Here is a 12,463-nt window from a genome sequence, read left to right as displayed (position 1 = left end):
GGCGGCGCCCGCGGACGCGACGCCCCGAGGCCGCCCTGCACGCCCCGCCCCGCCCCGCCCCGGACATCCGGCTCCGCACGGCCGGTCCTACCCGTCGTACGTGAAGTCGTACGTCGCGAAGTCGGAGACGGGGCGGTAGCCGATGCGCCGGTACAGGCCGTTGCTGGTCGGGTTGGCGAGGTCGGTGAAGAGCAGCACCTCCCGGACACCGGAGGCGACCGCGGCGCGGCTCACCTCGGCGGTGACGGCACCGGCGTAACCCCGGCCGCGCAGGTGGGCCGGGGTGTAGACGGGGGCGATCCGGAGCTGTCCGGCGACCGGCGGGGTCGCGCCCGCCATGGCGACCGGGGTGCCGTCGGGGGTCTCCCAGAGGGTGATGCCGCCGTAGGAGATCCGGTCGTCGGCCCAGGCACCGGGGTCGCGGAGCGCGGCTTCACCGATGGCCTCGGCGAACTCCGCGTACCAGCGGGCGAGCAGGTCCCGGTCGCCCTCGTCGGCGACCCGGGGACGGCCGGGCGGCGCGGGCTCGGGCACCGACAGCTCGCCGAGCCGGTACAGCCGCTCGCCGCGCAGGGGCACGGTCCGCGCGCCGGTCCGCCGCCCCCAGGCCCGGGCGAAGGCCTCGACGGTGTCCGTGTCGGCGAAGACCCCGGGCACCTCGGTCTCCGCGTCCGCGAGCAGCGCGGCGAGCGCCTGCGCGTCCCGCTCGTCCAGCGGGGTGAGGTTCAGCCGGTACGGCGGCGTACGGAAGAAGGTCGCGCGGACCGCCCCGTCCCGCTCCAGGGCTCCGAAGACCGGCGCGCTCTTGCCGTACTGGCTCATCCCCCGTCTGCGCAGCCCGTCCGTCACGGTCAGCGCGACGGTGTGCTGCGCGGGCCGCGACCGGAGGAAGTCTCCGGCCCGGGCGAGAAACGCGTCGAGGTCGTGGGTGAGCTGCCAGTCGTGCGTCACGGAGGTCATGTCCGATGCTCCCGTGCGGCCCCGGCGCCGCGCCTCCGAATTTCGGTGGATGGGAGTGACCGGTGGGCCTGGAGGGGTTTGAATGGCTGGATGGCCGACGCCCGTCTGCAGTTCTCCGTCCAGCCCGCCCCCGAGCTGACGGGCCTGGGGCTGCGGTTGCGCCCCTGGGAACCGGAGTCCGACGCCGATGTGTCGGCGTATCTGCGCGGGCTGGCCGATCCCGAGTTCCAGCGCTGGAACACCCCGCTCAGGTTCGTCCGGGACATCGACTCCGCCCGTGAGGCGCTGCGGACCCGTGTCGCGGCGGCGACCAGCGGCACCGGGTTCTCCTTCTGCGTCACCGACGCCGAGACCGGCGCGACCCTGGGCCACATCGGCCTCAACGAGATCGACCACGTCATGAGCTGCGCCCGCGTCGGCTACTGGGTCCTCCCGGAGTCCCGCGGCTGCCGGGTCGCCACCCGGGCCCTCACCCTCGCGGCCCGCTTCGGCTTCACCGACCTGGCCCTGCACCGCCTCGACCTCGGCCACGCCGTGGGCCACGAGGTGTCCTGCCGTGTCGCCGAGCGCTGCGGGTTCCGGCAGGAGGGGACCCTGCGCGGCGCGATGTTCGAGGCCGGCCGCCATGACGCGTTCCGCGACGTGCACCTGCACGGACGGCTGGCGACGGACCCGGAGCCGGCGTCCGCCGGGTAGCGCGGGCGAACCCGGGAACCAGGGGCGCACGGGGTCCGGGAGAGCGGGGGCACGGCAGGAGACGACCGGAGACGGTCAGCCACCGGCCGGTGACGCGGGCCGGAACACGGGAATCCCCTCTCGGAAGACCACCTCCAGCTCCATCCCGATCCGCAGCGCCGACTCCTCGTACCCGATCACCTCGGTCATCATCCGGGGCCCCTCCGCGAGGTCGACGACGGCGGCGGCGTACGGCACGCGCCCGCCGAACGGCGGCAGGTCGTTGCGGTGGACGATCGACCAGGTGTGGAGTGTGGCGCGTCCGCTCGCGGGGCGCCAGCTCACGTCCTCGCTCCAGCAGTGCGGGCAGAACTCCCGGGGGTAGTGGTGGACGCGGTCGCAGGCGGCGCAGTACCGGATCAGCAGCCGCCCCTCGGCCGCCGCGTCCCAGTACGGCCGGGTGAAGGCGTCCGCCTCGGGCACGTCGTACCCGCCGCCCGGCCCCGCCGTCCCCGCGCCGCCGGCCGGCGTCCCGCTCACCGGAAGAGTCCGAGGGCGTCGTCCAGGGACCAGGTCTGCCAGGACATCGCGAACAGGGCGACGGCCGAGGCCAGCGCCATCATCGCGTTCTGCCCCTGTTCCGCCCAGTCGTGGATCATGAGGGTGAAGTAGAGGACGTTGAGGAGCAGGCCCGCGACCAGCGCGACGGGAGTCAGCAGTCCGGCCACCAGTCCGAGACCGAGTGCCAGCTCCGCGTACACGACGACGTACGCCATCACCCTGGGCCGCGGTGCGACGATCGTGTCGAACCCGGACCGCACGGCGTTCCACCGGTGTCTGGAGGCGACGTCCGCCGCCCACGCGATGCCGGTCCCGCGCTCGAACCAGCCCTTCTTGTCCTTGTGCCGCCAGCTCTCGAGCCACCACAGCCCGAGCCCGATACGGAGCACGGCCAGCCATTCCGCCCCGTCGAGCCAGATCGTGTCCAAGGCCGAACCTCCCGCAGAGGAGCCGTATCTGACGGAACGTCAGTTTCGACTCTAGGCGACGCCCGCACAAGAGGCCGGCCGGGAGGAGGTGACGGACACACCCCCTCACCCCCGCTCCGCCCCTCCCAGGGGGCGCGCACGGAGCCGCTCCCGCGCTCCCGCAAAAGACGTACGCCCCGGCGCTCACCTGCGGAGACAACGCGCTTTTCGCACATCCCCACCACACCGAAGTGACCTACGCCACCGACCCCACCCACCCCTCCCACAGTCGTGACCGGTTCGCAACCGATTCCCCTCTTGACCGAGACCTATCAAGCAAAGTCGTGATTACGCTCGCGCTATGGCCGACTCGACTGCTTCCACGACCCCCCGCACGGTGCCCTCCCACGAGGACCGCCCCGTGTACGTGATCGGAGGCGGCCCCGGAGGGCTCGCGGCGGCGTACGCGCTGCGCGCCCAGGGCGTACGAGCCGTCGTGCTGGAGAAGTCGGACCAGGTCGGCGCGTCCTGGCGGAACCACTACGACCGGCTGCGCCTGCACACCACCCGGCGGCTGTCCGCGCTGCCGGGGCTGTCGATGCCGCGCTCGTTCGGCCGGTGGGTGGCACGCGACAACGTGGTGCGCTACCTGGAGAAGTACGCCGAGCACCACGGCCTGGAGATCGTCACCGGCGTCGAGGTCTCCCGCATCGAGCCCGCCCCCGGCGGCGACGGCTGGCTGCTGCACGCCACCGGCGGACGGGAGCTGACCGGCAGCGCGGTGGTCGTCGCGACCGGCTACAACCACACCCCGCGCATCCCCGACTGGACCGGCCGCGACACCTACACCGGCACGCTGCTGCACGCCGGCGCGTACCGCAACCCGGCCCCCTACGCGGGCCGCGACGTCCTCGTCGTCGGCATCGGCAACACCGGCGCCGAGATAGCCGTGGACCTGGTCGAGGGCGGCGCCCGGCGCGTACGCCTGGCCGTCCGCACCGCGCCGCACATCCTGCGCCGCTCGACGGCGGGCTGGGCCGCGCAGTTCACCGGCATCGCCGTACGACGGCTGCCGGTGCGCCTCGTGGACGCGCTGGCCGGGCCGGTGTGCCGGCTGAGCGTGCCCGACCTGGCGGCGCAGGGCCTTCCCCGCCCCGACACCGGGCTCTACTCCCGTGTCAACGAGGGCTCCATCCCCGTCCAGGACGTCGGCATCATCGACGCCGTCCGCAAGGGGAAGGTCGAGATCGTGGCCGCGGTCGAGGGCTTCGAGGACAGCAAGGCCGTCCTCGCCGACGGAAGCCGGATCGACCCGGACGTGGTGATCGCCGCGACCGGATACACGCGAGCGCTGGAGGGCATGGTCGGACACCTCGACGTGCTCGACGGCCGCGGGCACCCGGTCGTGCACGGCGGACACACCCCGAAGAACGCGCCCGGCCTGTACTTCACCGGCTTCACCAACCCGATCAGCGGCATGTTCCGCGAGCTCGCCCTCGACGCCGAGAAGATCGCGAAGGCCGTGGCCCGCCACACGTCCAAGCCCGGCCTCACCAGCTGACGCCCCCCGGCCCACAAGCGTCTCTCGCCCCCTCCGCCCCTACCCGACCCACCCCGGGGCTCCGCCCCGGCCCCCGCTCCTCAAACGCCGGAGGGGCTGAACTTCCCCCGGCCGGAGCTGGAATGCGGGCGCCCCACGGATCACCCGCAGCCGGGACCCGGCGGAGGGACCGCCCGGGGCCACCACGACGCACCCGCAGCCAGGTACGCACGAAAGGGGTCGCGCCCAAGCCACTGCGCACCCGCAGTCGGGTACGCACGGGAGAGGCCACCTGGCGCCACCACGACGCACCCGCAGCCAGCCGCGCACAGGAGAGGCCACCCGGGGCCACCACGGCGCACCTGCAGCCGGGTACGCGCGGGAGGGACATGGCATCGGTCACCACGATGCACCCGCAGTCGGCCGCGCACGGGAGGGGCCGTGCCGGTACATCAGATGCCCGCAGGCCGGACGGATCAGAACCCACGCCCACTTCACAACACCGGTGGGATCCGTTCGGATGCGGGCGGATGTACCGGCACGGCCCCGACCCACCCACCGAACCGGACCCGCGACGCCAGCGCGAGCGACCCGGCCAGGTTCCCCACCCCCGTACGGCGGGTACGAAGCAAAAGCCCCCCTCCGCCACAGCCTTTGCCTGCACAACGGTTCCTGACACGACGTCAGTTAAGTAATCTGACACTGCGTCAGTTAACCATTGGCTGTCACACAGGAGCGGGCGGACCGATGCTTGGATCAACCCACGGCACCCTCACCACCGACTCCCGCCGGGCCAGGGTCATCGCCTGCGGCGAGCAGCCCTCGCCGGTCGTGCACGGCCGGCCGGCCGAGGTCGACGACCTGGACGTCAGCGGTCGCCCGCTGTACGCCGCCGTACCCGATCTGGACCGCTTCTTCCGTCCCGAGCGCATGGCCGTCGTCGGCGCCTCGGACGCCGAGGGGCGGCCGAACACCGGGATCACCCGCCAGCTCATCGCCTGGGCCGAACGGGTCGGCGCCCGGCTCCACCCGGTGCACCCCACCCGCCGCACGGTCTTCGGCCTCCCCTGCTTCCCCTCCGTCGCGGACCTGCCGGAGCAGGTGGACCTGGCGGTGCTCCTCGTCGGCGACCCCCTCCCGGTGATCGGGGAACTGGCCGAGGCCAAGGTGAAGTTCGCGGTCGCGTTCGCGTCCGGGTTCGCCGAGACCGGGGCCGACGGCGCCGCCGCCCAGGCCCGGCTCGCCGCCGCCGTGCGCGGCTCCGGCCTGCGGCTGCTCGGACCCAACACCAACCTCAACGCGTTCGAGCACTTCCGCGAGGACCTCGACGGCCCCGCGGTCGCCCTCATCACCCAGTCCGGCCACCAGGGCCGGCCGGTGTTCGCGATGCAGCAGCTGGGGGTGCGCCTGTCCCACTGGGCGCCCACCGGCAACGAGGCCGACCTGGAGACCGCGGACTTCATCTCCTACTTCTCCGAGCGGCCCGAGGTCGGCGCCATCGCCGCTTACGTCGAGGGACTCAAGGACGGCCGCTCCTTCCTGCTCGCCGCCGACCGCGCCGCCCGCCGCAAGGTGCCCGTCGTCGCGGTGAAGGTCGGCCGCACCGAGACCGGCGCCCGCACCGCCGCATCGCACACCGGCAAGCTGACCGGCGCCGACACCGTGGTGGACGCGGCGATGCGGCAGTACGGCGTGATCCGCGTCGACGGACTCGACGAACTCCAGGACACCGCGGCCCTGTTGGCGCGGGCCCGCGCACCGCAGGCCGACGGGGTCGTCGTCTATTCGATCTCGGGCGGCACGGGCGCGCACTTCGCGGACCTGGCGAGCGAGGCGGGCCTCGACCTGCCGGTCCTCTCGGAGGCCAAACAGGCCGAACTGCACACCTGGATACCGGACTACCTGAACGTCGCCAACCCGGTAGACAACGGCGGGCACCCGGTCGGCGACTGGCGCGGCCGGAAGATCATCGACGCGATCCTCGCCGATCCCGCCGTCGGCGTGCTGATCTGTCCGATCACCGGGCCCTTCCCGCCCATGAGCGACAAGCTGGCGCAGGACCTGGTGGACGCGGCGGAGGAGACGGACAAGCTGGTGTGCGTGGTGTGGGGATCGCCGGTCGGCACGGAGGCGGCGTACCGCGAGACGCTGCTCGGGTCGTCCCGGGTCGCCACCTTCCGTACGTTCGCCAACTGCATCACCGCCGTCCGCGCCCACCTCGACCACGCGCGCTTCACCGCGGCCTACCGCTCGCCCTTCGACGAGGCCCCGCGCACCCCGTCGCCCTCCTTCCGCAAGGCCCAGGCCCTGATGCGTCCGGGGCAGCAGCTGAGCGAGCACGCGGCCAAGCAGCTGCTGCGCGCGTACGGGATCCGCGTACCGCGCGAGCAGCTGGTGACCAGCGCGGCGGCGGCCGTGCGGGCGGCGAGCCAGGTCGGCTACCCGGTGGTCATGAAGGCCTCCGGCGCGCAGATCGCCCACAAGACCGAGCTCGGCCTGGTCAAGATCGGGCTGACCTCCGCCAGCCAGGTCCGTGACGTCTATCGCGAGCTGACCGACATCGCCCGCTACGAAGGCATCTCCCTCGACGGGGTCCTGGTCTGCCAGATGGTCGAGCGGGGCGTCGAGATGGTCGTCGGTGTCACGCACGACCATCTCTTCGGGCCGACCGTCACCGTGGGGCTCGGCGGGGTCCTCGTCGAGGTGCTGCGGGACGCCGCCGTACGCGTGCCCCCGTTCGGCGACGACCAGGCGCGGGCCATGCTCTCCGAACTGCGGGGGCGGGCGCTCCTCGACGGGGTGCGCGGAGGTCCGCCGGTGGACGTGGACGCGCTGGTCGAGGTCGTGATCCGGGTCCAGCGCATGGCGCTCGAACTCGGGGACGAGATCTCGGAGCTGGACATCAATCCCCTGATGGTGCTGCCCCGCGGACAGGGGGCCGTGGCCCTGGACGCGCTGGTGATGTGCCGCTGAGCCGAGGCCGGCACCCGCTCCGGCCAGGTCCCGCGCCCGGCCGGGCGGCCTCTCCCGCACCCCTCGTACGAACCTCGCCCGCACCCCTCGTACGCAACGGAGCACCCTCATGACCGACTCCCCCCGTGTGTCCCGTGAAGCTCCCGAATCCCCTGAAACAGCCGAAAAGTCCCTCGGCTCATTGATACGCCACACCACTGACAACGCCGTCTCGTGGATCACGCTGGACCGGCCCGAGGCGATGAACGCGCTCACCCGGGACCAGCGCGAGCGCGTGATCGGCCTGCTCACGGCGGCGTCCGCCGATCCCGGGGTGCGGGCCGTGGTCATCACCGCCACCGGCCGCGGGTTCTGCGCGGGAGCGGACCTGCGGGGCGGCCCGCCCGCGGGAGAACGGGTGCCGGGCGATGTCGCCCGCACGATCCGGCTGGGCGCGCAGCGCCTGATCGCCGCCGTCCTCGACTGCGAGAAGCCGGTGATCGCGGCGGTCAACGGCACGGCGGCCGGGATCGGCGCGCACCTCGCCCTCGCGTGCGACCTGGTCATCGCGGCCGAACCGGCGCGGTTCATCGAGGTGTTCGTGCGCCGCGGTCTCGTACCGGACGGCGGCGGGGCCTATCTGCTGCCCCGCCTCGTCGGTCCGCAGCGGGCCAAGGAGCTGATGTTCTTCGGCGACGCGCTGAGCGCCGCGGACGCCGAGCGGATCGGGCTCGTCAACAAGGTCGTGGCGCCGGACGAGCTGGAGAAGACGGCCCGCGCGTGGGCGGAGCGGCTCGCCGCCGGTCCCACCCGTGCCCTCGCGCTCACCAAGCAGCTGGTCAACGCCTCCCTCGACGCCGACCGCGGCACCGCCTTCGCGGCGGAGGCGGCGGCGCAGGAGATCAACATGACGACGGCGGACGCCGCCGAGGGGGTGGCGAGCTTCGTGGACCGGCGCACCCCCCGCTACGAGGGCCGCTGACAACACGGTCCCCGGCCGACCGCCCGGCCGGTTCAGCCCTGTCGCAGTATGCGCAGGTCGCCCGCGTCCGGGTCGCCGAAGAGGACGAAGAGTTCCGGGTGGGCCTCGGTGCCGCCGATGGTCCAGTACGTGTCGTGGCCGCAGTCGCCCACGCGGACGACCACGCCGTTCCGCCGCCCGGAGACGGGCCCGTCGGCGTACGGGTCGTAGCGGCCCGCGGTGTCGAGGAACCACTCGCCGACGCCGTCGCAGCGCGTGAACTCCTTGGTGGTCACGTCCCCGAACTCGGGCTGGGCGGGCACGGCCGAGAGCTCGGCCCGGCCGCCGGCGCGCAACCTCAGCACGGCTCCGTGGTCGCCGCGCCAGACGCCGGTGAGCCGGTCGGCGCCGAGCTTCGGGGGTTCGTACTCCCGGATGAGTCCCGTGGCCAGGCCCACCGTGCCCGCCGCCACGACCAGCGCGCACAGCCCGAGGGCCACGAGCATCGAGCGGAGCCAGACCCGCCGGCCTTCCGGCGGGCGTCCGGTGACGCCCTCGCGCCACCGCGCCCGGGCGACGGCCAGCGTGGGCGGGACACCGGACACGGCGAGCGCCAGGGCCTTGGCGCCGGTGGGCGGGAGACCGAGGAGGACGACCGCGAGCACGGCCCAGAACGTGCCGATCAGCAGGACGAGGACCAGGTGCCGGACAGCCTCGGAGCCGGGTGCGCGGCGGCGCGCCGACCGGGCGAGCGTGGCCGCCGGCATCGTGTACGTCACCGCGTGCAGCAGGCCCAGACCGGCGAGCAGGGGCGGTCCGAAGACCAGCAGGCACAGCAGCCCGACGGCGGCGAGTCCGCCGCCGAGGCCCGCGCCGTGGTCGTCGTCGTCGAACGTCCCGACCCACCAGACCGCGGCGGCGACCGCGAACTGCGCGGCGCAGACCGCCGCGGCGAGGTTCACCTCCGCCGCGGTCCATGCCGACCGGGCGCTCGTGGGCCTCCCGGAGTTTCCCGACCCCATGGGGCGAAAGATACGCGGGCGAAACACGACGCGCCGCGATGGGCCGTCGCGGGCCGCTCCGGCAGGTCTCGCCGGGACGCCGTCCCGGACGGTCGCGCGGACCGGACTCCGGGCCTCGCGAACCCCTTCCTATCTGACACATCGTCAGCTTCAATGGCGAGTGTGATGGGACACGCAGGGATGGCCGCCGCAGCCGTCCGCTACCTCAGGTCGGCCGGGGCCCCCACCGTCGCGGGGCCCGTCGAGGCATTGCCGCGCCCGGACCTGCGCGCGGTCGGCGAGGACGAGCGGGCGCCGGTCGATCCGGCCCGGTTCCGGCGCGTACTGGGGCACTTCGCGACCGGGGTGACCGTCGTGACGGCACCGGCCACCGGTGCGGGGGACCCGGCCACCGGCGCCGGAGACCCGGCGGGCCCGGCCGGCTTCGCCTGCCAGTCGTTCGCCTCGCTCTCCCTCGACCCTCCGCTGATCTGCTTCATGGTCGGCCGTACGTCCACGACCTGGCCGCGCATCGCCCGCGCCGGGGTCTTCTGCGTCAACGTGCTCGGCGCGCACCAGGGCGACGTGTGCCGCGGCTTCGCGGTGAGCGGCGCGGACAAGTTCGCCGGGGTGGTGTACGACGCCGCTCCGGTCTCCGGATCCCCGCGTCTCGCGGGCACGGTGGCCTGGATCGACTGCACGATCCACGCCGTGCACACGGGAGGGGACCACCTGATCGTGGTGGGCCGGGTGGACGCCCTCGGCGCGAGCGGCGACGAGGGCACGGACGTGCCGCCGCTGCTCTTCCACAAGGGCCGCTTCCTCACCTGACGCGGGGACGAGTCGCCGGCCGCGCACCGAAATCCGGCGGCCCTGGACGAGGCCTGCGCACCGAAGCCCGGCGGCCCGGGACGAGGCACGCCCCCCTCCCGCAAAACGGGCCCGCCCCACCGGACGTGGTGCGGGCCCGTCCGTCACGCCGCCGCCGGTGACCCCGCCACGGCCCGCGCCGGGACCGCCGGACGACGGCGGCGGATCACCAGGACCATCAGCGCGGCCGCCGCGCACAGCGCGCCCGAGGCGTACCAGACCACGTCGTACCGGCCGAAGTGGTCACGGGCGACGCCGGCGAGGAAGGCGACGAGCGCGGCGCCGACCTGGTGGGAGGCGAGGACCCAGCCGAAGACGATGGCGCTGTCCTCGCCGTACTGCTCACGGCACAGGGCCAGGGTGGGTGGGACGGTGGCGACCCAGTCGAGGCCGTAGAAGACGATGAAGAAGATCATCGGCGGGTGCACGGACGGGGCGAGCAGCACCGGGAGGAAGAGCAGCGAGATGCCGCGCAGGGCGTAGTAGACCGCCAGCAGGCGGCGCGGCTCGAAGCGGTCGGTGAACCAGCCCGAGGCGACCGTGCCGACCACGTCGAAGACACCGATGACCGCGAGGAGCGAGGCGGCCGCGGTGACGGGCATGCCGTGGTCGTGGGCCGCGGGCACGAAGTGCGTCTGGACCAGGCCGTTCGTCGAGGCCCCGCAGATCGCGAACGACCCGGCCAGCAGCCAGAACGGGCCCGTGCGGACGGCGGAGAGCAGCACGGTCACCGCGCGCCGGGCAGCCCCCCGCACCGGCTCGGGCTTCGGCACGAACTCCGTCGCCCCGTACGGCATCTGGCCCACGTCGGCCGGGTGGTCGCGCAGCAGCAGCCAGACGAAGGGGACGACGGCTAGGGCCGCGAGGGACACGGTGACCGCGGCCGGACGCCAGCCGTGCTCGGTGACGATCCAGGACAGCAGCGGCAGGAAGATCAGCTGGCCCGAGGCCGAGGCGGCCGTCAGGATGCCCGTCACCAGGCCCTTGCGCTCGGTGAACCAGCGGTTGGTGACCGTGGCCGCGAAGGCGAGTGCCATCGAACCGGAGCCCAGACCCACCAACAGGCCCCAGCAGAGCATCAGTTGCCAGGCCGTCGTCATCCATACGGTCAGCCCGGAGCCGATCGCGATGACGGTCAGGGCGACCGCCACCACGCGGCGGATGCCGAAGCGGTCCATGAGCGCCGCCGCGAACGGCGCGGTGAGTCCGTACAGCGCGAGGTTGATCGAGACGGCCGCGCCGATCGTGCCGCGCGACCAGTGGAACTCCTGGTGCAGCGGGTCGATCAGCAGTCCGGGCAGCGACCGGAAGGCGGCCGCGCCGATGATCGTCACGAAGGTGACGGCGGCGACGAACCAGGCGCGGTGGATGCGGTGGGAGGGGGCGGGGCGGACGGGACGGGAGTCCTCCGGGACCTGCGCGGCTTCGGTTGTCTGGGTCACGACATAGAGCTTCGGGGAACGTACGCCGGTGAACCACTGGCCCGAGGGACAGCCTTCGTTAGGATCGGGCCATGGCCACTCCCGGTACGCCGCCCCCGCACCGCGTCGTCGTCCTCGCGCTCGACGGTCTGATCCCCTTCGAGCTGGGCATTCCGCAGCGCATCTTCGGCAAGGCCCGGGACGCCGAGGGGCGCCCGGTGTACGAGGTCGTCACCTGCTCGGTCCGGCCGCCGGGCCCCGTCGAGACGGACGCGGACTTCTCGGTCGTGGTCGGCAACGGGCCCGAGGCACTGGCCGGCGCCGACACCGTCGTCGTCCCCGCCTCGTACGAACTCGGCCCCGTCCAGCGGGAGGGCGTCCTGACCCCGGAGCTGGCGGCCGCCCTCGCGCACATCCGCCCCGGCACCCGCCTCGTCTCCATCTGCACCGGCGGCTACGTCCTGGCCGCCGCCGGGTATCTCGACGGCCGGCCCGCCACCACGCACTGGATGCACGCCGAGCACTTCCAGCGGCTCTTCCCGCGGATCGACGTCGACGCGGACGTGCTCTTCGTCGACGACGGCGACGTCCTCACCTCCGCCGGGGTCGCGGCCGGCATCGACCTGTGCCTGCATCTCGTACGGCGTGACCACGGCGCCGCCGTCGCCAACGAGGTGGCCCGCCGGACCGTCGTACCGCCGCACCGCGACGGCGGCCAGGCACAGTACATCCAGCGCCCGGTCCCGGAGGCGCGGTCGGCCGGCACGACCGCCGCCCGCGCCTGGGCGCTCGGCCGCCTCCATGAGCCCATCCAGCTGCGCGCCATGGCCGAGCAGGAGTCCATGTCGGTACGCACCTTCACCCGGCGCTTCCGCGAGGAGGTCGGCGTCAGTCCCGGCCAGTGGCTCACGCAGCAGCGCATCGAGCACGCCCGCCATCTCCTGGAGTCCAGCGACCTGCCCGTCGACCACGTGGCCCGCGACGCCGGCTTCGGCACGGCCCAGTCGATGCGCCAGCACCTGCAGGCGACCCTCGGCGTCACCCCGACCGCCTACCGGCGCACCTTCAGATCCGGCACCGAAACCGGCCGCTGACCCCCGGCGACCGCTCCGGGA

The 12,463-nt window shown here is 73.6% G+C and carries 11 protein-coding genes; 6 read left to right on the top strand and 5 right to left on the bottom strand.

What is annotated here, in order from left to right:
- Positions 1-87: 87 nt before the first annotated feature.
- Positions 88-960, bottom strand: a complete 873-nt coding sequence (locus ACH4S8_RS21730) for a GNAT family N-acetyltransferase (protein WP_398396372.1) — start codon at positions 958-960, stop codon at positions 88-90.
- A 90-nt stretch (positions 961-1,050) separates the two neighbouring features.
- On the opposite strand from ACH4S8_RS21730, the gene ACH4S8_RS21725 reads away from it, so the two are divergent.
- A complete protein-coding gene (locus ACH4S8_RS21725) occupies positions 1,051-1,656 on the top strand; it encodes a GNAT family N-acetyltransferase (protein ID WP_398396370.1) in 606 nt (201 codons plus the stop codon).
- A 75-nt stretch (positions 1,657-1,731) separates the two neighbouring features.
- Here the strand turns inward: ACH4S8_RS21725 and ACH4S8_RS21720 are convergent, their stop codons facing one another.
- Together ACH4S8_RS21720 and ACH4S8_RS21715 are read right to left on the bottom strand one after the other, a co-directional pair.
- Positions 1,732-2,175 carry a Zn-ribbon domain-containing OB-fold protein gene (locus ACH4S8_RS21720; protein WP_398396367.1) on the bottom strand — a complete coding sequence of 148 codons (444 nt, stop codon included), beginning with the start codon at positions 2,173-2,175 and terminating at the stop codon, positions 1,732-1,734.
- On the bottom strand, positions 2,172-2,624 hold the full coding sequence (locus tag ACH4S8_RS21715; RefSeq protein WP_398396365.1) for a DoxX family protein: 453 nt from the start codon (positions 2,622-2,624) through the stop codon (positions 2,172-2,174). The genes ACH4S8_RS21720 and ACH4S8_RS21715 overlap by 4 nt, the downstream gene beginning before the upstream one ends.
- A gap of 340 nt (positions 2,625-2,964) precedes the next feature.
- Here ACH4S8_RS21715 and ACH4S8_RS21710 point away from each other — a divergent pair, with 340 nt between their 5' ends.
- The 3 genes from ACH4S8_RS21710 (at position 2,965) to ACH4S8_RS21700 (ending at position 8,077) form a co-directional block, all read left to right on the top strand.
- Positions 2,965-4,164: a flavin-containing monooxygenase gene (locus ACH4S8_RS21710; RefSeq protein ID WP_398396363.1), complete on the top strand. Its 1,200-nt coding sequence runs from the start codon at positions 2,965-2,967 to the stop codon at positions 4,162-4,164.
- A gap of 726 nt (positions 4,165-4,890) precedes the next feature.
- Positions 4,891-7,116 carry an acetate--CoA ligase family protein gene (locus ACH4S8_RS21705; protein WP_398396361.1) on the top strand — a complete coding sequence of 742 codons (2,226 nt, stop codon included), beginning with the start codon at positions 4,891-4,893 and terminating at the stop codon, positions 7,114-7,116.
- Positions 7,117-7,225: 109 nt separating this feature from the next.
- Entirely contained in the window at positions 7,226-8,077 is an 852-nt protein-coding gene (locus ACH4S8_RS21700) for an enoyl-CoA hydratase/isomerase family protein (protein WP_398396359.1), read from the top strand.
- A gap of 32 nt (positions 8,078-8,109) precedes the next feature.
- On the opposite strand, the gene ACH4S8_RS21695 is transcribed toward ACH4S8_RS21700, so the two are convergent.
- Complete coding sequence (locus ACH4S8_RS21695) at positions 8,110-9,078, bottom strand: hypothetical protein (protein ID WP_398396357.1); 969 nt, start codon at positions 9,076-9,078, stop codon at positions 8,110-8,112.
- Between the two features lie 165 nt (positions 9,079-9,243).
- Between ACH4S8_RS21695 and ACH4S8_RS21690 the strand changes: the two genes are divergently transcribed.
- The gene (locus ACH4S8_RS21690) at positions 9,244-9,888 is read left to right on the top strand and encodes a flavin reductase family protein (RefSeq protein WP_398396355.1); all 645 of its coding nucleotides are present in this window, start codon (positions 9,244-9,246) and stop codon (positions 9,886-9,888) included.
- A gap of 143 nt (positions 9,889-10,031) precedes the next feature.
- Here the strand turns inward: ACH4S8_RS21690 and ACH4S8_RS21685 are convergent, their stop codons facing one another.
- A complete protein-coding gene (locus tag ACH4S8_RS21685; protein ID WP_398396353.1) occupies positions 10,032-11,369 on the bottom strand; it encodes an MFS transporter in 1,338 nt (445 codons plus the stop codon).
- Positions 11,370-11,440: 71 nt separating this feature from the next.
- Between ACH4S8_RS21685 and ACH4S8_RS21680 the strand changes: the two genes are divergently transcribed.
- Positions 11,441-12,442 carry a GlxA family transcriptional regulator gene (locus ACH4S8_RS21680; protein ID WP_398396351.1) on the top strand — a complete coding sequence of 334 codons (1,002 nt, stop codon included), beginning with the start codon at positions 11,441-11,443 and terminating at the stop codon, positions 12,440-12,442.
- The last annotated feature ends 21 nt before the right edge of the window (positions 12,443-12,463 follow it).

It is taken from the genome of Streptomyces sp. NPDC021080 (assembly GCF_044333225.1).
Classification (GTDB): Bacteria; Actinomycetota; Actinomycetes; order Streptomycetales; family Streptomycetaceae; genus Streptomyces.
This window is presented reverse-complemented; position numbering and strand designations above follow the sequence as displayed.